This window comes from Enterobacter sp. C4G1 (genome assembly GCF_052886895.1).
In genome coordinates, this window is record NZ_JBQVVV010000001.1 from 613,860 (window position 1) to 634,446 (window position 20,587).

Consider the following 20,587-nt stretch of genomic DNA (forward strand, 5'->3'; position numbering starts at 1 on the left):
CCTTACTTCTTCTTAGCCTCTTTGGTACGCACGACTTCGTCGGCGTAACGAACACCCTTGCCTTTGTAAGGCTCAGGACGACGGTAGGCGCGCAGATCTGCTGCAACCTGACCGATCAGCTGTTTATCAGCGCCTTTCAGCACGATTTCAGTCTGAGTCGGGCATTCTGCAGTGATACCGGCCGGCAGCGGATGCTCAACAGGGTGTGAGAAGCCCAGAGACAGGCCTACTGCATTCCCTTTGATAGCTGCACGATAACCTACACCAACCAGCTGAAGCTTTTTAGTGAAGCCTTCGGTAACACCAACAACCATTGAGTTCAGCAGGGCACGCGCGGTACCAGCCTGAGCCCATCCATCCACGAAACCATCACGTGGACCGAAGGTCAGAGCGTTGTCTGCATGTTTAACTTCAACAGCATTGTTGAGGGTACGAGTCAGCTCGCCGTTTTTACCTTTGATCGTAATAACCTGACCGTCGATTTTTACATCAACGCCGGCAGGAATGACGACCGGTGCTTTAGCAACACGAGACATTCTTTCCTCCGATTAGGCTACGTAGCAGATAATTTCGCCACCAAGACCAGCTTGGCGCGCTGCACGATCAGTCATAACACCTTTAGAGGTAGAAACAACTGCGATACCAAGACCAGCCATAACTTTTGGCAGCTCATCTTTTTTCTTATAGATGCGCAGGCCTGGGCGGCTGACACGCTGAATGCTTTCTACAACAGCTTTACCCTGGAAATACTTGAGAGTAAGTTCCAGTTCCGGCTTGGTGTCGCCTTCAACTTTAAAATCTTCGATAAAACCTTCTTCCTTCAGCACGTTGGCAATTGCCACTTTCAGCTTGGCGGAAGGCATGGTGACCGCAACTTTGTTCGCGGCCTGACCGTTACGGATACGGGTCAGCATATCCGCGATCGGATCTTGCATGCTCATCTGTCTTTACTCCCGTGATTCAATTGGTAATTACCAGCTAGCCTTTTTCAAGCCTGGCACTTCACCGCGCATAGCGGCTTCACGCAGTTTGATACGGCTCAACCCAAACTTGCCCACATAACCATGTGGACGACCTGTTTGACGACAGCGGTTACGCTGACGAGACGGGCTGGAATCACGCGGCAGAGACTGCAGCTTGAGAACCGCATTCCAACGATCTTCGTCGGAAGCGTTCACATCAGAAATGATCGCTTTCAGTTCAGCGCGTTTAGCGAAGAATTTATCAGCTAAAGCTACGCGCTTTACTTCGCGTGCTTTCATTGATTGCTTAGCCATTCAGTAACCCTACCTTACTTGCGGAACGGGAAGTCAAAGGCAGCCAGCAGAGCACGGCCTTCTTCGTCAGATTTCGCAGTAGTGGTAATGGTAATATCCAAACCACGCACGCGGTCGACTTTATCGTAGTCGATTTCTGGGAAGATGATCTGCTCACGGACACCCATGCTGTAGTTACCACGACCGTCGAAAGACTTAGCGGACAAGCCACGGAAGTCACGGATACGTGGAACAGCAATAGTGATCAGGCGCTCAAAGAACTCCCACATGCGTTCGCCACGCAGAGTTACTTTACAGCCGATCGGATAGCCCTGACGGATTTTGAAGCCTGCAACTGATTTGCGTGCTTTGGTGATCAACGGCTTTTGACCGGAGATTGCTGTCAGATCAGCTGCTGCGTTATCCAGCAGTTTCTTGTCAGCGATCGCTTCACCAACACCCATGTTCAGGGTGATCTTCTCGACCCGAGGGACTTGCATGACAGAATTGTAGTTAAACTCAGTCATGAGTTTGCTAACTACTTCGTCTTTGTAGTAATCATGCAGTTTCGCCATCGTACTACTCCAAATTACTTGATAGTTTCGCTGTTAGACTTGAAGAAACGGACTTTTTTGCCGTCTTCGAATCTAAAGCCTACACGGTCAGCCTTGCCGGTAGCCGCATTGAAGATTGCAACGTTAGAAACCTGAATAGCAGCTTCTTTTTCAACGATGCCACCTGGTTGGTTCAGGGCCGGAACCGGCTTCTGATGTTTCTTAACCAGGTTGATACCTTCAACGACGAGTTTGCCGGAAGACAGAACATTTTTTACTTTACCGCGTTTACCTTTATCTTTACCGGTTAACACGATAACTTCGTCATCACGACGGATTTTCGCTGCCATGATTCGCTCCTTAGAGTACTTCTGGTGCCAGAGAGATAATTTTCATGAACTTCTCAGTACGAAGTTCACGAGTTACCGGCCCAAAGATACGCGTGCCGATAGGCTGCTCGCTGTTATTGTTCAAAATAACGCATGCATTACCATCGAAGCGAATGACAGAACCGTCAGGGCGACGAACACCCTTCTTGGTGCGCACCACTACCGCTTTCAGCACATCACCTTTTTTGACCTTACCACGTGGAATTGCTTCCTTGATGGTGATCTTGATGATGTCGCCTACGCCTGCGTAGCGACGGTGCGAGCCACCCAGAACCTTGATACACATTACGCGACGTGCACCGGAGTTGTCGGCGACGTTCAGCATAGTCTGTTCTTGGATCATTTTAGTGCTCCGCTAATGTCAACTACTACCTGAGACTCTAAAATCAGAGCCGTTAAAAAGCCCCATATCGAGGGCGCGGCATTATAACACCGCTTCTGCAATATGGGTAGAAAAAATAAACGGCTCATCGCTGAGCCGTTTATTCGTATCGAGAAGGCTTACTGTATTACAGAACCGCTTTCTCTACAACGCGAACCAGCGTCCAGGACTTAGTCTTGGACAGTGGACGGCATTCACGGATTTCAACCTTGTCGCCGATACCACATTCGTTGTTCTCGTCATGTACGTGCAGTTTGGTCGTACGCTTGATGAATTTACCGTAGATCGGGTGTTTCACAATACGTTCGATAGCAACAACAATGGATTTCTCCATTTTGTCGCTAACAACACGACCTTGCAGAGTACGGATTTTATCGGTCATTACGCACCCGCCTTCTGAGTCAGTAAAGTCTTAACGCGTGCAACATTGCGACGCACTTGCTTCAGCAGGTGAGTCTGTTGCAGCTGGCCACTTGCAGCCTGCATACGCAGGTTAAACTGCTCACGCAGCAGATTCAGCAGCTCGGCGTTCAGTTCTTCAACGCTTTTTTCACGCAGCTCATTTGCTTTCATTACATCACCGTCTTAGTTACAAAGGTGGTTTTGATAGGCAGTTTCGCTGCTGCCAGGCCGAAGGCTTCACGGGCCAGCTCTTCCGGAACACCGTCCATTTCATACAGGACTTTGCCCGGTTGGATCAAGGCAACCCAGTACTCCACGTTACCTTTACCTTTACCCATACGAACTTCCAGCGGCTTCTCGGTGATTGGTTTGTCCGGGAATACACGGATCCAAATCTTACCTTGACGCTTAACTGCACGGGTCATTGCACGACGTGCTGCTTCGATCTGACGTGCAGTCAGACGACCACGGCCAACAGCTTTCAGACCGAAAGTGCCGAAGCTAACATCCGTACCCTGCGCCAGACCACGGTTGCGGCCTTTGTGCACTTTACGGAATTTTGTACGCTTTGGTTGTAACATCAGCGACGCTCCTTATTTACGGCCTTTACGCTGCTGCTTTTTAGGTTGAGCAGCCGGTTTTTCCGGTTGTTCAACAGCAGCCATACCACCCAGGATCTCACCTTTGAAGATCCATACCTTAACGCCGATTACACCGTAAGTGGTGTGCGCTTCAGAGGTGTTGTAGTCGATGTCAGCACGCAGAGTGTGCAGCGGTACGCGACCTTCACGGTACCATTCGGTACGTGCGATTTCCGCGCCGCCCAGACGGCCGCTAACTTCAACTTTGATACCTTTAGCGCCCAGACGCATTGCGTTCTGTACAGCACGCTTCATAGCACGACGGAACATAACACGACGTTCCAGCTGAGAAGTGATGCTGTCAGCAACCAATTTAGCGTCCAGTTCAGGCTTACGAACTTCAGCGATATTGATCTGTGCAGGAACGCCAGCGATATCCGCTACGACCTTGCGCAGTTTTTCTACGTCTTCGCCTTTCTTACCGATAACGATGCCAGGACGAGCAGTGTGAATGGTTACACGGATGCTCTTAGCCGGACGCTCGATAACGATACGAGATACAGACGCTTTAGCCAGTTCCTTAGTCAGGTACTGACGTACTTTAAAATCGCTGTCCAGGTTGTCAGCGAATTCTTTGGTGTTCGCAAACCAAGTAGAGTTCCATGGTTTTACAATACCCAGGCGAATACCATTAGGATGTACTTTCTGACCCATTGCTAGTCTCCAGAGTCTCAGCGATCGGACACAACCACAGTAATGTGGCTGGTGCGCTTCAGGATGCGATCTGCACGACCTTTCGCACGCGGCATAATGCGCTTCATGCTTGGGCCTTCGTCTACGAAAATTTTCGCAACTTTCAGATCGTCAATGTCAGCGCCATCGTTGTGTTCAGCGTTAGCAATGGCAGATTCCAGTACTTTCTTAACCAATACCGCAGCTTTCTTGTTGGTATAGGTCAGGATGTCCAGGGCCTGCGACACTTTCTTACCGCGAATCAGGTCAGCAACAAGGCGAACCTTCTGAGCAGAAGAACGAGCATGGCGATGTTGAGCTAAAGTTTCCATCTCTTCCTCCTACCTTATTTCTTCTTCGCTTTTTTATCAGCAGCGTGGCCGCGATAAGTACGAGTCGGTGCGAATTCACCCAGTTTGTGACCAACCATTTCGTCGGAAACAAAGACTGGAACGTGCTGACGACCATTATGGACAGCGATGGTCAAACCGATCATGTTAGGAAAGATCGTTGAACGACGGGACCAAGTGCGCAGGGGCTTCTTGTCTCCGCTTTCCACCGCTTTCTCTACCTTCTTCAGCAAGTGCAGGTCAATAAAAGGACCTTTCTTGAGAGAACGTGGCATGGCTTATCCTCTAAAATTATTTGCTACGGCGACGTACGATAAATTTATCAGTACGCTTGTTGCTGCGGGTCTTCTTACCTTTGGTCTGAACGCCCCACGGAGTTACCGGGTGCTTACCAAAGTTACGACCTTCACCACCACCATGTGGGTGGTCTACTGGGTTCATCGCAGTACCGCGAACGGTAGGACGAACACCACGCCAGCGTGCAGCACCTGCTTTACCCAGAACGCGCAGCATATGCTCAGCATTGCCAACTTCGCCCAGAGTAGCGCGGCAGTCTGCTTCGACTTTACGCATTTCACCAGAACGCAGACGCAGGGTGACATAAGCACCGTCACGAGCAACGATCTGAACGTAAGTACCAGCGGAACGTGCCAGCTGACCGCCTTTACCTGGTTTCATTTCTACGTTATGAACGGTAGAACCAACCGGGATATTGCGCATCGGCAGGGTGTTGCCTGCTTTGATTGCAGCATCAACGCCAGACTGAATCTGGTCGCCAGCTTTCAGGCCTTTAGGGGCCAGGATGTAACGGCGTTCGCCGTCTTTGTACAGAACCAGCGCGATGTTCGCGGAACGGTTCGGATCGTACTCAAGACGTTCAACAACTGCTGGGATACCGTCTTTGTTGCGTTTGAAGTCAACAATACGATAAGCCTGCTTGTGGCCACCACCGATGTGACGAGTGGTGATACGGCCATTGTTGTTACGACCACCGGATTTGCTGTTTTTTTCCAGCAACGGAGCAAAAGGTTTGCCCTTGTGCAGCTCAGGGTTAACCACTTTAACTACGTGGCGACGACCCGGAGATGTCGGTTTACATTTAACAACTGCCATTGTATTACTCCTCCGACTTACTCAGCGCCGCCAACGAAGTCCAGATTCTGGCCTTCTTTCAGGGTGACGTAAGCTTTTTTCCAGTCGCTACGACGACCGATACGCTGTCCTTGACGTTTAACTTTCCCTTTAACTACCAGGGTGTTAACGACTTCGACTTCGACTTCAAACAGTTTCTGCACAGCAGCTTTGATCTCTGCTTTGGTCGCGTCTTTAGCAACTTTGAGAACGATGGTGTTTGTTTTTTCCATCGCAGTAGACGCTTTTTCAGAAACGTGCGGTGCACGCAGCACCTTCAGCAGACGTTCTTCACGAATCATGCCAGCATCTCCTCAACTTGCTTAACAGCATCAGCAGTCATTACGACTTTGTCGAAGGCGATCAGGCTAACCGGGTCGATACCAGTTGCATCACGTACGTCAACCTTGTGCAGGTTACGCGCAGCAAGGAACAGGTTCTCGTCCAGCTCACCGGTGATGATCAGCACATCTTCCAGAGCCATGTCTTTCAGTTTCTGTGCCAGCAGCTTAGTTTTAGGCGCTTCAACAGAGAATGATTCGACAACGATCAGACGATCCTGACGTACCAGTTCGGACAGGATGCTTTTCAGCGCGCCGCGGTACATCTTTTTGTTAACTTTTTGACTGTGGTCCTGTGGACGCGCAGCGAAGGTCACGCCACCTGAACGCCAGATCGGGCTCTTGATAGAACCTGAACGCGCACGGCCGGTACCTTTCTGGCGCCATGGCTTTTTGCCAGAACCAGTTACTTCAGCACGAGTCTTCTGAGCACGAGTACCCTGACGAGCACCAGCTGCATAAGCAACAACAACCTGGTGAACCAGCGCTTCGTTGAAATCACGACCGAAGGTAGTTTCGGAAACAGTCAGCGCGCTCTGCGCGTCTTTCAATACTAATTCCATTGCTATCCCCTTACGCCTTCACAGCTGGTTTAACGATCAGGTCGCTACCGGTTGCACCCGGAACTGCACCTTTAACCAGCAGCAGGTTGCGCTCAGCGTCAACACGTACTACGTCCAGGCTCTGAACGGTTACACGTTCGTTACCCAGCTGACCTGCCATTTTCTTGCCTTTGAACACTTTGCCCGGGGTCTGGTTCTGACCGATAGAACCCGGAACGCGGTGAGACAAGGAGTTACCGTGAGTAGCGTCCTGGGTACGGAAGTTCCAGCGCTTAACGGTACCAGCAAAACCTTTACCTTTAGAGGTACCGGTTACGTCAACTTTTTTAACGTCAGCAAACAGCTCAACGCTAATGTCCTGACCTACGGTGAACTCTTCGCCTTCAGCAAGACGGAATTCCCACAGACCACGGCCAGCTTCAACGCCAGCTTTAGCGAAGTGACCCGCTTCTGGTTTGGTTACACGGTTAGCTTTTTTAGCACCAGTGGTAACCTGAACAGCGCGGTAGCCATCGTTAGCCAGATCTTTGACCTGAGTAACGCGGTTTGCTTCAACTTCGATTACGGTTACTGGGATTGAAACGCCATCTTCAGTGAAGATGCGGGTCATACCCACTTTTTTACCGACTAAACCAATCATTGTATCAACCTCTCAATCGCTCGATGACCTGATTAACCCAGGCTGATCTGCACGTCTACACCGGCAGCCAGATCCAGACGCATCAGAGCATCAACGGTTTTCTCAGTTGGCTCAACGATGTCAACCAGACGCTTGTGAGTGCGGATTTCGTACTGATCACGCGCGTCTTTGTTGACGTGCGGGGAGATCAGAACGGTGAAGCGCTCTTTGCGGGTCGGCAGCGGGATCGGACCACGGACTTGCGCACCAGTGCGCTTAGCAGTCTCGACGATTTCCGCGGTTGATTGATCGATCAGACGATGATCAAACGCTTTAAGGCGGATACGGATTCTTTGGTTCTGCATGAGACCAGAGCTCCAATTATTTTATAAACGAAAATGATTACTCCTCAAACCCATTACGATTGATGGGAGAGTGTAACCGTTCTTACGTAGCTCCCCGATTGGGAGCATTGTTGAGTAACAAAATTAGTTACTCCGGTTCAGATTGAACCAGCCGTCAATTACGACAAGCCCGCGCATTATACGTATTTACAGACTTAATGCAAGTCAACTGTGTCGATAATAACCAACCTTTATTAAGGTGTACTCATTGCTGTTCGATATCGGCCATAGCCTGCTTCACCCGCGCTTTGAGTTCGGACTGTTCAGTGAAATTTTCTGGCGCTGGTTGCTCTCCACTATCACCCTCCCAGGCAGTCTCTTCTGTCACGCTCTCTTGTGGCAGCGGTAAAGGTTTCTTCTTATATATATAGTGTTCATCTGACAGGCGATAGTTCAGGGGCGCTGGTTCAGACCCCGTGGTTTGAGAAATCCAGAGATAGATAAAGCAGCCCGCTAGGGTGCATCCCATGATATACACCAGCCAACACAACAAATGCAGTAAACACCGCCCAGGTGTAACCGGCATATCAGGTCTGATAAAGCCTTCGTTTACGTTCGGGGAGTCACCCCGTTTCGTACTCATGCTTTTCCTCCATCAGAGGTTATTTTCGGGCTTTCTCCCAGTGCCTGCCACAGCCTGATAAGCGAAATTCGCCCCATCACGCCATCAGCCTTAATTTTGTTTTGCCTTTGAAACTGGCGAATTTTTTCAATCAGCACTGGACTCCACTCGCCGCTCTCTTCGGCATCAACGTTAAGCACGCGGCTAAGCATCGTATCTAGCCACACAATATCCTCGGCGCTGCTCTTCTTTGAAATGCTCCCATTGCCGTCAGGAGATGGCTTCCACATCAGGGTATAGCTCCCCTTCCAGACGCTGCTGAACCATGCTTTATTCAGAACCCAGGTTTTTTCCCCCGACAACGCAACGAGCGAATCGCCCCCTCCCCCGATGATAACAACCGGGATGTGCGTATTATCTATCTCCAGTGCGGCGATCCAGGGCAGCCCCTGAGCCATCAACGATGCCAACGTATCGGTTCCGGACACACACGCCATTCCTGCCCGGAATGCCTGATCGCACCAGGCTTCTCCTTGATCCACTTCATAACCCCAGACGCTATAGAGTAATGCGAGTGATCCCCTGGCAGACAAAATCCCGGATGTCAGCGCCGGCGGTTTCACCGGACTCTTTGTCGCAGTAATCCACCTTGCAGGAGAAGGAAACCCGCGTGAAAGTGGTTGCGCAAAATACCCACCCGCGCTGCCCGACACGATCGCCACCAGGAACAATGCCAGCCACAGTCGTCCTCCCCGCCGGGGTGCTGGCAGACAACGTAGGGTATCGGCTTGCTTGGATAGCGGCAGAGTATCATGTGCACCATCACCCGATGGTGCACTCCCGTGGTAGCGTCTGCCTGCCCGGGCGGCTAAATGCAGATTCCCCTGGCTGCGTTTCATCATGTCGCGGATGAATTTGTCAGGAAACGCCCTCCCCTCCCCTGGCTCAATACCGGCATAAAAAGCGAATACCTGTCGGTAGTCATCTACTTTCACGCCAGGAAGCTGAAACCATACCGGATGGTTTATACGTAGTTGACGTTGTTGGCGATTGGAAAAATTGCCGGTTATCAAAAGATGGGCTTGCGGCATAAGTGCGATGAACATCTCGACTATGGCCACAATGCCTTTTGGTACCCGATGGCTGTCTTCAAGAACCAGCAAAAGCGGGTGGTCTGGCATCGCGTCGGTAGCGCACAACAATTCACGCCAGAGCGAATTGCTGGAAAACGCCCTCCCGGTTAAATTGCCCGAAACTTCAGTGTCAGCAATCACAGTCCATTCCCACTGATAGCCCTTACTGTTAGTGGGGCTCATCGTTAGAGAACGATTAGGCCAGTGGGTGATAGCGCCACGCGCCAGTGTGCTTTTGCCACTGCCTGTTACACCCTGCATCACCACCCAGTGTTCATGAGCCAGCGTGGTGCTCAGACTGTCCAGCATCCTGCGACGCAGGGCAGTATAGAAATGAATGTGTTCATCCATGAATAGTGTATTAGCCTCAAAATTTATTCTTTTCCTAAAATAAGCATCCTGCTTGTAAACTTCTTGCTGCTTACCAGATAGCAATTATATTATCGCGACCATTAACAAGAAATAGATTTACTCTTTAGAGATTCTTAATAATAAATTTATGATAACTGTACCCCTCACGCTAAGAAGCGCGTTTTCTTCCCGTACGCTGTACGCGCTAATTATATTGACAAGCTTTATAACTATATTCATTTCAATAAACAATGGATATATGAAGATATCTAAATACAGTTCATCGAATAAAAACCACAACAACATTTATGAAATAAATAAAACGAGCAAAAAATATAAATGGAACCTATCAAGCTCGGCAACAGAAAACCCAGCAATGACCACCTTAACCATAAAAGAAACTGACACATTGTCCGGTATTCAGTTGAGTGGAATTATTTACAGCACCAATAAATTACATTCCCGTACCATCCTGCTGGAAGGAGGTGAACAGACTGCCTATGCTATCGGCGATCGTCTGAACTCCTCAAAGATTACACGTGTCTCCGACATCACAACGAATCAGGTATTTTTTTCCACCGAAGGACATACCCAACATCTCAATCTGTTAGAAGAACTCCCCGCATCTTCAGCAGGCGTCGATAAGGCCGCTTCGCGGTCTCAGGCGATATTGTCAGACTTTATTGCTGCCAGCCCCGTGTTCACTAAAACTACTCTACAGGGTTTACGCCTGCTTCCGCGGGATAATGCAGCGTTGTTTTCTCATGCTGGTCTTGAGCCGGGTGATATCGCCATCATGCTCAATAACCTGTCCTTAAAACAGCCAGTTAATATCAAGAAAGCGCAGGCGTCACTTGAAACGCTACAAAGGGTGCAATTCACCTTATTGCGAAATGCATCACCGCAACGGATTACTGTTTCCGTTGAACAATTCCAGGAAGGAAATAAAACCAGATGAAAGGGACCTCTCCAGGCCAGCGAATGAAAGCCCTTTCGCTGGCATTGTTACTTGTCACTTCCGGTAAACCCGCATTTTCAGCAGATTACACCGCTAACTTTAATGGCGCGGACATTCAAACATTTGTCAGTATTGTGGGCCAGAACATAGGGAAAACCATTCTGATAGATCCTGACGTAACGGCGTCTATTTCTGTAAGAAGTTCAGACACCTTTACTGAGGAAGAATATTATCAATTTTTCCTGAGCGTACTGGATCTTTACGGTTTTTCACTCATCAGTCTTGATAACGGATTGCTGAAAGTCGTGCGCTCCGAAAAAGCAAAGACCCTGCCTGGTCGGATTACCAGCGGCGCACAGCCCGGTAAAGGGGATGAGCTGGTCACACGTATTGTCTCACTGGAAAATGTCCCCGCACGTGCGCTCTCTCCTCTGCTGCGGCAAATGTTAGACGGCAGTAGCGTGGGCAACGTTGTGCACTATGAACCCTCAAACGCGCTGATCATCACCGGGAAAGCGTCATCCGTAAATCGTCTTCTGGAGGTTGTAAAACGCGTCGATGTAATGGGTGATGAGAAAGAGCAAATCATCCCACTGAAATACGCCTCTGCCAGCGATCTGGCCGATGTACTCACCGACCTGTCACGGGAAAGCGGAAAAGAAGCGAAACCGGCAACGCTCCAGACGCGCATCGTTGCCGACAAAAGAACGAATTCGCTGATCGTCAGCGGTTCCGATCGCGCGCGCGCGCGCGTTTTACAGCTCATCGCGCGGCTCGATACGCAAGACCAGGGCCAAGGCAATACCCGCGTCTGGTATTTGAAATATGCCAAAGCGGACAAACTCGTTGAGGTGCTGACGGGCGTCACACAAAAATTAAAAGATGAAAAAGCGGGATCATCCAAAACCACCAACAATAGCAACGGTAACGATATCTCAATAACGGCCGATGAACAGACCAACTCACTGGTGGTTACCGCGGACCAGGGCATTCTGCAACAACTGAGCGATGTTATCTCAAAGCTGGATATTCGTCGGGCTCAGGTTCTGGTCGAAGCAATCATTGTGGAAGTTCAGGATGGCAGAGGTCTTAACCTGGGTGTGCAGTGGGCGAACAAAAATGTTGGTGTGCAACAGTTTACCAGAACCGGCTTACCCATCTTTAATGCGGCGCAGGGCATCCATGAGTTTAAGTCTCAGGGTGGTATTACCAGCGACAACCCGGCGTACGATCTCTTCAGTGGCTATACCGGTCTTGCGGCGGGCTTCTTCAACGGTGACTGGGGAGTACTGCTGACCGCTCTCAATACTGACAATAAAAACGATATCCTCTCCACGCCCAGTATTGTGACGCTGGATAACAAAGAAGCCGCGTTCAACGTTGGCCAGGACGTTCCCGTGCTCTCAGGTTCCCAAACCACCGCAGCCGATAACATTTACAGCACTGTCGAGCGTAAAACCGTCGGCACGAAGCTGAAAGTCACCCCTCAAATCAACGAGGGCGACTCCGTTTTAATGGAGATAGAGCAAGAGGTTTCCAGCGTCGACTCTTCGACAACGTCCTCCACGCTGGGACCCACATTCAACACCCGCACCATCCAGAATGCGGTGCTGGTAAAAAGTGGGGAAACCGTTGTGCTTGGCGGATTGATGGATGATGCCAGTAAGCAGGAAGTCTCGAAAGTTCCTCTGTTAGGTGATATCCCGTTGATTGGACAGCTGTTCCGCTACACCTCGAATGAAAAGAGTAAACGTAACCTGATGGTCTTTATCCGCCCAACCATCATTCGGGACGACGACGTATATCACTCGCTCTCACGGGAAAAATATACCAGCTTCAAGGATATGCAAAGGGAGCGCAGTGATAAGCAGCATGACAAGCTCATTAATGTCGACAACATTGATGAACTGGATGACCGCGCATTTGATAACGCCCCTGCGGCGCCTGCTGCCAAAAATCCGTTCAGGGAAAACCGCGCAAAATGACACCCTATTCCTGGAAAAAAGCGCAGCGTGTCGGTGTTGCCTTCCAGCAGCAGGAGTTGTTCTATGCAGAAAATGCCACGCTTGAGCATCTGCTTGAAGTAGCCTCTGCTGCCCCCCACTGCACTCACTTTACGCGGCTTACCCCTGCGCAATTTACAGAAAAGCTTGAGATTCTCTACCAGCAAAATAGCGAGTCAGCCCAGCTCATTGCTGAAGATATTAACAACTCGGACGACCTCAGCGTCCTTTCCGATGAGATCCCCGTGAATGAAGATCTGCTCAACGAGCAGTCAGACGCGCCGGTGATCAGACTCATAAATGCCGTACTCAGTGAAGCGCTTAAGGAACACGCCTCGGACATTCATATTGAGGTGTTTGAAAAGACGATGAGCATCCGCTTTCGTGTGGATGGGGTATTGCGACCAGTGGTTCAGCCAAATAAAAAGCTGGCCGCGCTACTCGTCTCGCGCATCAAAATTATGGCCCGGCTGGATATTGCAGAGAAAAGGCTGCCGCAGGATGGGCGGATAACCCTAAAGATAGGCAATCGAAACGTCGATGTGCGCGTCTCCACGCTGCCCTCACAGCACGGAGAACGGGTTGTTTTACGCCTGCTGGATAAAACCAGCCTGCGCCTGTCGCTCGACAGGCTGGATATGTCAGCCGATGACATCCGCAATCTGAAACATCTTATCGCCCTACCCCACGGCATTATTCTGGTCACGGGTCCCACCGGCTCAGGGAAAAGTACCACTCTTTACGCACTCCTTTCCGCGCTCAATAGCCCGGAACGTAATGTCCTCACGGTTGAAGACCCCATCGAATATGAGCTGGAGGGGATCGGCCAGACGCAGGTTAATAGCCGCGTGGATATGTCCTTTGCCCGCGGGTTACGCGCCATTTTGCGTCAGGATCCTGATGTGGTGATGGTAGGGGAAATACGCGATGCTGAAACTGCGCGGATTGCCGTACAGGCCTCATTAACCGGACATCTTGTCCTCTCCACCCTGCATACAAACAGCGCCAGCGGCGCAGTGACTCGCCTGCGTGATATGGGTACGGAATCATTCCTGCTCTCATCATCGCTGGTCGGGGTGATCGCACAGCGTCTGCTAAGACGCCTCTGTAACCAGTGCAAATCCGCTCATCCCGTCACGCTTCAACAGCAGCAGTTATTGCTGGCGCAAGGAATTGATGCTTCGCAACTTTGGCAGGCCAGCGGATGTAGCGCCTGTCGACAGAGTGGCTATCAGGGACGTCTGGCCATTCATGAGCTGTTAGTGATGACACCAGAGATACGCGAAGCCGTACACGCAGAGATCAATGAACAACAGCTGGAGCAGCTTCAGCGCCGTAATCACTTCAGCTTACTGGCAAATGGCCTGCGCGTAGCCGCACAAGGGTTGACCTCACTGGAAGAGGTACTGCGCGTCACTGCCGAAGGGCACGCTTCAACGGAGCACAAAGGATGAAATTTCGCTGGGTAGCGACCGATGATAACGGCGACCGTCACACTGGCGTGAGCGAGGCCGAAAGCGAGCGGGAGATGGTAGCCCGGCTGCGAAGCCAGTCACTGCTGCCGCAGTCCATAAAGCAGCAGCGCCACAGGACAACACTATGGCGGTTTTCTGCACGGGTCAGTCATGCAGAACTCACGCTTTTTACGCGCCAGCTCGCTACCCTGATGGCTGCTGCACTGCCGCTGGATGAGGCGCTCGCCGCTATCCAGCAGCAAAAAGAGAGTAAAAATCTTGTCAGTATTATCGGAGCACTTCGTCAGGCAGTGCTGGAAGGGCAATCCCTTTCCGCCGCGATGCAACTGCATCCTCGACTGTTTGATACCGTCTATTGCACGCTTGTTAAGGCCGGAGAAACCGTAGGTCAGGCTGGCGCGGTTCTGGAAAGACTGGCTGACTTTAATGAAGCCCGGCAGCGTATGCGCAGCAAACTCACGCAGGCGTTAATTTACCCCTCCCTGCTCACCACGGTTGCCATTCTGGTGGTGGTTATCCTGCTCACCGCTGTTGTGCCAAAAGTTGCCGCACAGTTTATTCATCTCCGGCACGAGCTCCCGCTCACAACCCGCCTGCTGCTCGCCATTAGCCACTTTCTGTCAGCGCAGGGACCCTGGCTGTTGCTGTTATTCATCACCTTAGGTGGCCTGTTTTCCTGCTGGCTAAAGCGAGAAGGAAACCGGCTTCGTTTTCATCGTCTGTTGACTCGCTTTCGGCTGGTTTGCGCCATCGACAGCGCTCGCTATTTACGCGCCCTCAGCATTCTCAACGTGAGCGGTGTACCACTACTTCAGGCAATGGCTCTTTCGGCTGAAGGGGTGATGAACCAGGAGATACGCCAGCGTCTGTGCAACGCCGCGGAAAGCGTACGTCAGGGAAATAGTGTCAGCCAGTCACTTGGGAAGACGCATATTTTCCCGCCCATGATGCTGTACATGATCGCCTCCGGGGAAAAAAGTGGCCAGTTGGGGGAGCTCATGCAGCGCGCGACGGATAACCAGGAAATTCATCTGCAAAACCGTATCACGATGGCGCTGGCGATATTTGAACCTGCACTGATTGTCCTCATGGCCGCCATCGTGCTGTTTATTGTCGTGGCGGTCATGCAACCGATATTACAACTTAACTCATTGATGAACTAAGGAAAGGTTATGGAACGACAGACATTAAGAACACAGCGTGGTTTTACCTTGATGGAGCTTATGGTGGTCATTGTGATTCTGGGCATTCTTGCCAGCCTGGTGGTACCCAACCTGATGGGTAACAAAGATCGTGCGGATCGACAAAAAGCCATCAGCGACATTACCGCTCTCGAAAACGCGCTCGATATGTACAAGCTGGATAACCATCGCTACCCCACGACCGAACAGGGAATGGAGGCTCTCGTTGAAGCTCCTGTGCTGTCACCGCTGGCTGAAAATTATAATCCCGGTGGCTATATCTGTCGCCTGCCCGCGGATCCGTGGGGTAATGACTACATTCTGGTAAGCCCGGGCGAACACAGTGCTATCGACTTAAGCTCAGTCGGGCCCGACGGTGAAGCGGGGACAACGGACGACGTAAACAACTGGGATAACGACAAAAAAGCTCGCTAATCATGGCACATCAAAAAGGATTCACTTTGCTGGAAGTGCTTCTGGTGGTGGTCATTCTCGCAGCTGCGGTTGCGGGGGTAACCGCCATGCAAAGCGATCGGCTGAGCACGAGCGGAAAGCTACGCCAGCGCGCCGATGCATTCAGGCAATCAGTTGAATACGCAGTGGATCTTGCGCTGCTGGAAAAACATGCCGTTGCCTTACGGCTGTCTGAAGAGGGTTGGGCACTCTACCTTCCGCAGATAGATACACGTACCGGCTGGCAATGGGTAGCCGCCACAAATCACGACAACTTACCGCTTCACGGTGAATGGGAAAGAGCGAAGTCACCGGACATTACCCCATCAACGAAAGGCACTTCACCGCAAATTATTATTATGCCTGATGGCCAGATGACGCCATTCACCCTGCTGTTCAGGAAAGATGATGGCGAAAAAATCCTGCTTATACACAGCGCCGGTTCGCTGCCGCTGGACATTAGGCCAGTAAAGGAGCCGCAATGAAAAATCAGAGTGGAATGCTCCTGTTGGAGGTATTGCTGGCACTGGCCATTTTTGCCACGGCGGTTACGGGGTTAGTCAGCAGTATGCAATGGCAGCTCTCAGCGCTGGATACCCTGAAACAAGAGATGCTTGCACGGTGGGTTGCGGATAATCAGCTGATTAAAGCGCATTGTGGCCAGGACGCATTGAAGACCGGGCAGTCATCACAGTTAAACATGACCTTTGCCTGGCAATTCTCCGGGCGCTCGCAAACCCCGGGATTGTTTACGCGCAGCAGCATCACCGTGGTAACCCCGGGAGGGCGTTCACTAATCCTCAACGACTGGGCTTCGGTATCCGGGGAGCAAGGGGAAAAGCATGATTAACAGGCAGCACGGTTTTACCCTTCTTGAAGTGATGCTGGCGGTCGCGATTTTCTCAGCGCTCAGTTTTATGGCGACGATTGTCTTTTCCCAGGCATCAGAACAGCACCAGCGCGCGCAAAAAATTGCCAACGATTTCCATGCCTTACAATACTCCCTGTTGCTGCTTGAAAATGACCTGACGCAATTCGTTCCCAGAAAAAATCGTCAGACTAACCAGACATTTACAAGCAGTTCGGATGATGTGGTTTTCACCACCCAGACACGAGATGCCGCGCTGCCTTTCGACACCGCAACGGTACTGGCAACGGTCCACTGGTATGTTCAGGACGGAACGCTCTATCGCGCGGTGAAATACGCGCCAGATGACAAGGAGGATAAGACGCCACGCCCGCTGTTATCCGGCATTACTCATTTTAATGCCGCACTGGCGCTCGCAGAGGGCAACAATCTATCCACCACCGTTTCCATAACCCTGGAGCAGGAAAACCAGCAGACCATTCATCGTCTGTTTATTCTGCCCGGGTGGATCCCAGAGAAACAAACGCCCCGCACTGATGGGGCCAGCAAATGAAAACACAGAGAGGGGCAGCGCTGCTTATCGTGCTGATGATTCTGGCGTTGATGGCTGCACTGGCGGCCGAAATGACCCTGAGTTTTCAGACTCAGCTCCAGCGCAGCAGACGTACCAGCGACACATTGCAGGCAAAATACGCCCTGCTGTATGCCGAAAGTGAAGCCACCTCCGGCGTAGTAAAACATGATGATGAACGCCTGGCAGGGATGGCGGAACTGGGTGACAACACAAGGGTACGCTGGCGCACTGACGATATGCAAAACTGCTTTAATCTGAATGCGCTGGAAAACACGCCAGCCGCACCTCTGGCCTCTATGCCCTATGAGATCAGCGTATTTGCAGCTCTGCTCGATAAACTCGGTGTCGATAAAGGTCGCGCAGAAGAGATTATCCAGTCTGTGGCGGATGACATAGACACCGATACCTCTCCACGGAGCAAAGGGGCGGAAGATGAGTATTACCAACGAGACGGCATTCAGCATCTGACCGCAAATCAGATGCTCTTTTTGCCCACAGAGATCCGCACATTAAAAGGCATGACCCACACGATTTACGAGAAACTCGCCCCGTTAATTTGTACCGCATTCAGCAACGATTTATCCATCAATATCAATAGTCTCACCGCGGCGCAGGCACCGCTTCTTGCCGCTATTTTTCTTAACGATATCAGTACGTCAGATGCCAGGGCATTGCTCAAAAAGCGCCCCGAAAAGGGGTGGAAAACAGTCGATGCCTTTCTCTATCAGGCCCAGCAGGATTACAGCGCGGTTAAACCACGAGTGGATCAGCTGAAAAAGTATCTGACGACCAATAGCCACTATTTTTTGGTCACATCCACCGCTCATGAAGGTGAGCTGACTTCGGGTATGCGAACATTTTTCTATTATGACGACAAGAAGAAAACAATTGGGCTCTATTTACGCCAACTCACGGATGGCGAACATGAAGAGTAAAACAACCTCTCTGCCCGCGCCCAGACTGATCGTTCGCCTGCATAAACAGACGGAGGATCCTGTGGAATGGGCCATATATCAAGACGATTGCTGCAAAGACGTTCAAAAGTTGCCACGTGAAAATCTCACTGAACTGGCTGCCCTGCCCGCAGCCCGGCAAACCCAACTGCTTGTTCCGGTTGAAAAAGCAACGTGCAGAACCCTGGTGATCCCTGATGAAAACTACGAACTGACCGATCAGAAGTTGCACTGGCTTGCCGATGACACACTCGATGAGGATGCCCCCTCCCTTCACTGGACGTTGCTGTCTCGCCAGGGAACACGCCTCGTTGTCGCAGGCATAGAAAAGGCATGGCTAGATGCAGAGCTGAAGATGCTCAGTTCAGCGGGCCTGAACATTGTGCACGCGACCATTGACGCCCTCTGCTTACCGGCACCAGAGAACGGTTGGACAGTGTTGAAAGACGATGACGCCTGGCTTGTCAGAACACAGGAGGGAGTTGTATCTCGTCTGACAGAAACGTGGCTTCTCCACCTACTGACGCACTTCCCTCCCCAGCAGTTAACCCATTATGGCGCGCTGCCGGGACCACACCAGGGCACATTGGTAAAATCAGAATGCCACATCATGGCGCATTTTGCGGATACAGAGTTGCCCAATCTGTTGCACGATGGCATTTGTCCTCCCGCACAGCTTTCCCCGTGGACTGGGCGGCTAAAGTCCGTCTCACTTTGCAGTATTGCCCTGGCCGCAGGTATCGCGCTACTTATCCAGGGGGCCTGCTACTGGCAACTTCTTGGACTGGAAAAACAACTCAGGAATACTCTGGCACAGCAATGGCAACGCTATATTCCGGAAAACCGACACAGCAGTAACGTGCGCGTCTGGCTGCCAAAGCAATTGCAACAACACTCTCCGGCGCCTTTCGCTCTCCTGCTACAAATACAGTCGGGTCTTGCCTCTTTCCCAGGCCTGGCGCTGGAAGGGGTGAGCTATAACTCACAGAAAAAATCATTACAGCTGTATCTCTATGCCAGCGATGAGAGCCAGGTACAGCAGTTTATAAAACAGGGCATAGCAGGCTTTTCATTGAAGATCGGCAAACACGAACAGGGACTGTGGACACTCAGCAATGATTAAACACACGCGGGACAAATTCCGGCAAAAAAGCCTTCATGAGCAACGATTCATCATCGTCTTGTGCGCATGTACCCTGAGCCTTTTTTTCTGGTTTGGTCTTTACCATCCACTCGGGCAGGCCATTGCGACACTTCAGACCCGGTGTGAAAGATTACAAAGAGAGACGGTGTGGCTCAGCGAACAGGTTAGTGCTGCGGGCCTCCTGCCCGACAAAAAACTGTCGGGAAAACCGGATGAGCTCATCAGGGGCAGCCTGAAAAAAGCCGGCGTATTCGCAACGATCCAGCAGGTCAATGCCAGTGAACTGGAGATCACCGCCAGCAACGTCAGCATAGAACGCTTTATGCAGTGGCTGGAAGAGGCGCAATTAAAACACGGGCTGCGCGTTGTAGCCGTGGAGTTTCATGCCAGCAAACAATCCTCCGGGATTATCACACTGACACGCCTGACTATTGGGGTGAAAAAGAATGGATAACGAATTAGTCGTACTGTTTCTCATCATCGGTCTGGCGGCGGGAAGTACGATGGGAATGGTCACCTGGCGGCTCCCATTAATGGTTTTACAGCAATATCAGCCTGATGATACGTCCTTCCGCTGTAATTTATGGCTACCGCCGTCACACTGCTGTCACTGCAAAACCCCGCTGGCCTGGTATGACAATATCCCTGTGTTTAGCTGGTTGCGCCTGAAAGGGAAGTGTCGCTATTGCGGCCTGCACGTTTCGTGGCGATATCCTGTTCTCGAAATCAGTAGTGCAATCATGGCGGTGCTTTGCTACATCCTTCACCCTGACGCACTGGTGTTGGCGCTGGGGCTCTTTCTCTATTTCTGGTTCGCTCTGGCCCTTAGTGTCATTGATTTCCGGCATTTATTACTGCCTGACCTACTGACCCTGCCCTTGCTTTGGCTCGGGCTGTTATTTAATGTCTTGTCGGGGATCGTATCTTGCGAAGATGCCATCCTGGGAGCCGTAGCCGGATATCTTCTGTTGTGGATGATTTACTGGATAATCTGGCTTATATGGCATAAAGAAGGGATGGGATTTGGGGATTTTAAACTGCTTGCGGCAACCGGTGCCTGGACCGGGTGGCAAAGTCTTCCGGTAATACTTTACACCGCATCCTTAGTCGGGATTGTCTATGGACTACTGTTGTGGCGTCGGAAAGGGCGCTACACCGGCGCCCTACCTTTCGGTCCGGCGCTGGCATTATGTGGCTGGGGTTACTTCTGCTGGCATACTTTGTAAGG

The 20,587-nt window shown here is 51.2% G+C and carries 31 protein-coding genes; 12 read left to right on the forward strand and 19 right to left on the reverse strand.

What is annotated here, in order from left to right; genetic code table 11:
* Positions 1-2: 2 nt before the first annotated feature.
* From rplF to ACT9TW_RS03055, 19 genes are all read right to left on the reverse strand, one after another.
* Entirely contained in the window at positions 3-536 is a 534-nt protein-coding gene (gene rplF, locus ACT9TW_RS02965) for a 50S ribosomal protein L6 (RefSeq protein ID WP_006178917.1), read from the reverse strand.
* Positions 537-548: 12 nt separating this feature from the next.
* Positions 549-941 carry a 30S ribosomal protein S8 gene (rpsH, locus tag ACT9TW_RS02970; RefSeq protein ID WP_006178918.1) on the reverse strand — a complete coding sequence of 131 codons (393 nt, stop codon included), beginning with the start codon at positions 939-941 and terminating at the stop codon, positions 549-551.
* 30 nt (positions 942-971) lie between these two features.
* A complete protein-coding gene (gene rpsN, locus ACT9TW_RS02975) occupies positions 972-1,277 on the reverse strand; it encodes a 30S ribosomal protein S14 (protein WP_003863291.1) in 306 nt (101 codons plus the stop codon).
* 14 nt (positions 1,278-1,291) lie between these two features.
* A complete protein-coding gene (gene rplE, locus ACT9TW_RS02980; protein WP_103780723.1) occupies positions 1,292-1,831 on the reverse strand; it encodes a 50S ribosomal protein L5 in 540 nt (179 codons plus the stop codon).
* A gap of 14 nt (positions 1,832-1,845) precedes the next feature.
* The gene (gene rplX / locus ACT9TW_RS02985) at positions 1,846-2,160 is read right to left on the reverse strand and encodes a 50S ribosomal protein L24 (RefSeq protein ID WP_003863287.1); all 315 of its coding nucleotides are present in this window, start codon (positions 2,158-2,160) and stop codon (positions 1,846-1,848) included.
* 10 nt (positions 2,161-2,170) lie between these two features.
* On the reverse strand, positions 2,171-2,542 hold the full coding sequence (gene rplN, locus ACT9TW_RS02990; RefSeq protein ID WP_002919748.1) for a 50S ribosomal protein L14: 372 nt from the start codon (positions 2,540-2,542) through the stop codon (positions 2,171-2,173).
* A 166-nt stretch (positions 2,543-2,708) separates the two neighbouring features.
* Entirely contained in the window at positions 2,709-2,963 is a 255-nt protein-coding gene (gene rpsQ / locus ACT9TW_RS02995; protein WP_008503489.1) for a 30S ribosomal protein S17, read from the reverse strand.
* Positions 2,963-3,154 carry a 50S ribosomal protein L29 gene (rpmC, locus tag ACT9TW_RS03000; protein WP_006817276.1) on the reverse strand — a complete coding sequence of 64 codons (192 nt, stop codon included), beginning with the start codon at positions 3,152-3,154 and terminating at the stop codon, positions 2,963-2,965. Before rpmC ends, rpsQ begins: the two co-directional genes overlap by 1 nt.
* Positions 3,154-3,564, reverse strand: coding sequence for a 50S ribosomal protein L16 (gene rplP, locus ACT9TW_RS03005; RefSeq protein WP_002919759.1), 411 nt, complete (start codon positions 3,562-3,564; stop codon positions 3,154-3,156). Before rplP ends, rpmC begins: the two co-directional genes overlap by 1 nt.
* Positions 3,565-3,576: 12 nt before the next feature.
* Positions 3,577-4,278, reverse strand: coding sequence for a 30S ribosomal protein S3 (gene rpsC, locus ACT9TW_RS03010; RefSeq protein WP_000529945.1), 702 nt, complete (start codon positions 4,276-4,278; stop codon positions 3,577-3,579).
* Positions 4,279-4,295: 17 nt separating this feature from the next.
* Positions 4,296-4,628, reverse strand: coding sequence for a 50S ribosomal protein L22 (rplV, locus tag ACT9TW_RS03015; RefSeq protein ID WP_002919773.1), 333 nt, complete (start codon positions 4,626-4,628; stop codon positions 4,296-4,298).
* A 14-nt stretch (positions 4,629-4,642) separates the two neighbouring features.
* Positions 4,643-4,921, reverse strand: a complete 279-nt coding sequence (rpsS, locus tag ACT9TW_RS03020) for a 30S ribosomal protein S19 (protein ID WP_001138115.1) — start codon at positions 4,919-4,921, stop codon at positions 4,643-4,645.
* Between the two features lie 16 nt (positions 4,922-4,937).
* Entirely contained in the window at positions 4,938-5,759 is an 822-nt protein-coding gene (gene rplB, locus ACT9TW_RS03025; protein ID WP_000301859.1) for a 50S ribosomal protein L2, read from the reverse strand.
* Between the two features lie 17 nt (positions 5,760-5,776).
* On the reverse strand, positions 5,777-6,079 hold the full coding sequence (rplW, locus tag ACT9TW_RS03030) for a 50S ribosomal protein L23 (protein ID WP_180244417.1): 303 nt from the start codon (positions 6,077-6,079) through the stop codon (positions 5,777-5,779).
* Positions 6,076-6,681 carry a 50S ribosomal protein L4 gene (gene rplD / locus ACT9TW_RS03035; RefSeq protein WP_003031119.1) on the reverse strand — a complete coding sequence of 202 codons (606 nt, stop codon included), beginning with the start codon at positions 6,679-6,681 and terminating at the stop codon, positions 6,076-6,078. Before rplD ends, rplW begins: the two co-directional genes overlap by 4 nt.
* 10 nt (positions 6,682-6,691) lie before the next feature.
* A complete protein-coding gene (gene rplC / locus ACT9TW_RS03040; RefSeq protein ID WP_006178923.1) occupies positions 6,692-7,321 on the reverse strand; it encodes a 50S ribosomal protein L3 in 630 nt (209 codons plus the stop codon).
* A 32-nt stretch (positions 7,322-7,353) separates the two neighbouring features.
* On the reverse strand, positions 7,354-7,665 hold the full coding sequence (gene rpsJ, locus ACT9TW_RS03045) for a 30S ribosomal protein S10 (RefSeq protein WP_001181005.1): 312 nt from the start codon (positions 7,663-7,665) through the stop codon (positions 7,354-7,356).
* Between the two features lie 244 nt (positions 7,666-7,909).
* The gene (locus tag ACT9TW_RS03050) at positions 7,910-8,173 is read right to left on the reverse strand and encodes a hypothetical protein (protein WP_446491622.1); all 264 of its coding nucleotides are present in this window, start codon (positions 8,171-8,173) and stop codon (positions 7,910-7,912) included.
* A 110-nt stretch (positions 8,174-8,283) separates the two neighbouring features.
* Positions 8,284-9,750 carry a peptidoglycan-binding protein gene (locus tag ACT9TW_RS03055; RefSeq protein WP_446491623.1) on the reverse strand — a complete coding sequence of 489 codons (1,467 nt, stop codon included), beginning with the start codon at positions 9,748-9,750 and terminating at the stop codon, positions 8,284-8,286.
* A gap of 259 nt (positions 9,751-10,009) precedes the next feature.
* On the opposite strand from ACT9TW_RS03055, the gene gspC reads away from it, so the two are divergent.
* The 12 genes from gspC to ACT9TW_RS03115 are packed head-to-tail and all read left to right on the forward strand — an operon-like array spanning position 10,010 to position 20,585.
* Entirely contained in the window at positions 10,010-10,708 is a 699-nt protein-coding gene (gspC, locus tag ACT9TW_RS03060) for a type II secretion system protein GspC (RefSeq protein ID WP_315687035.1), read from the forward strand.
* Positions 10,705-12,693, forward strand: a complete 1,989-nt coding sequence (gene gspD / locus ACT9TW_RS03065) for a type II secretion system secretin GspD (protein ID WP_182062751.1) — start codon at positions 10,705-10,707, stop codon at positions 12,691-12,693. Before gspC ends, gspD begins: the two co-directional genes overlap by 4 nt.
* On the forward strand, positions 12,690-14,165 hold the full coding sequence (gene gspE, locus ACT9TW_RS03070) for a type II secretion system ATPase GspE (protein WP_182062752.1): 1,476 nt from the start codon (positions 12,690-12,692) through the stop codon (positions 14,163-14,165). The genes gspD and gspE overlap by 4 nt, the downstream gene beginning before the upstream one ends.
* Positions 14,162-15,349 (forward strand): type II secretion system inner membrane protein GspF, encoded by a 1,188-nt coding sequence (gspF, locus tag ACT9TW_RS03075; RefSeq protein WP_446491624.1) that lies wholly within the window; start codon positions 14,162-14,164, stop codon positions 15,347-15,349. Before gspE ends, gspF begins: the two co-directional genes overlap by 4 nt.
* 9 nt (positions 15,350-15,358) lie before the next feature.
* Complete coding sequence (gspG, locus tag ACT9TW_RS03080) at positions 15,359-15,802, forward strand: type II secretion system major pseudopilin GspG (protein ID WP_446491625.1); 444 nt, start codon at positions 15,359-15,361, stop codon at positions 15,800-15,802.
* A gap of 2 nt (positions 15,803-15,804) precedes the next feature.
* A complete protein-coding gene (locus ACT9TW_RS03085) occupies positions 15,805-16,305 on the forward strand; it encodes a GspH/FimT family protein (protein ID WP_315687040.1) in 501 nt (166 codons plus the stop codon).
* The gene (gspI, locus tag ACT9TW_RS03090; protein ID WP_315687042.1) at positions 16,302-16,670 is read left to right on the forward strand and encodes a type II secretion system minor pseudopilin GspI; all 369 of its coding nucleotides are present in this window, start codon (positions 16,302-16,304) and stop codon (positions 16,668-16,670) included. Before ACT9TW_RS03085 ends, gspI begins: the two co-directional genes overlap by 4 nt.
* The gene (locus ACT9TW_RS03095; RefSeq protein ID WP_182062757.1) at positions 16,663-17,241 is read left to right on the forward strand and encodes a PulJ/GspJ family protein; all 579 of its coding nucleotides are present in this window, start codon (positions 16,663-16,665) and stop codon (positions 17,239-17,241) included. The genes gspI and ACT9TW_RS03095 overlap by 8 nt, the downstream gene beginning before the upstream one ends.
* Positions 17,238-18,197 (forward strand): type II secretion system minor pseudopilin GspK, encoded by a 960-nt coding sequence (gene gspK, locus ACT9TW_RS03100; RefSeq protein ID WP_182062758.1) that lies wholly within the window; start codon positions 17,238-17,240, stop codon positions 18,195-18,197. The genes ACT9TW_RS03095 and gspK overlap by 4 nt, the downstream gene beginning before the upstream one ends.
* The gene (gspL, locus tag ACT9TW_RS03105; protein ID WP_182062759.1) at positions 18,187-19,338 is read left to right on the forward strand and encodes a type II secretion system protein GspL; all 1,152 of its coding nucleotides are present in this window, start codon (positions 18,187-18,189) and stop codon (positions 19,336-19,338) included. Before gspK ends, gspL begins: the two co-directional genes overlap by 11 nt.
* Complete coding sequence (gene gspM, locus ACT9TW_RS03110; protein WP_315687044.1) at positions 19,331-19,813, forward strand: type II secretion system protein GspM; 483 nt, start codon at positions 19,331-19,333, stop codon at positions 19,811-19,813. Before gspL ends, gspM begins: the two co-directional genes overlap by 8 nt.
* Positions 19,806-20,585, forward strand: a complete 780-nt coding sequence (locus ACT9TW_RS03115; protein ID WP_446491626.1) for a prepilin peptidase — start codon at positions 19,806-19,808, stop codon at positions 20,583-20,585. Before gspM ends, ACT9TW_RS03115 begins: the two co-directional genes overlap by 8 nt.
* The last annotated feature ends 2 nt before the right edge of the window (positions 20,586-20,587 follow it).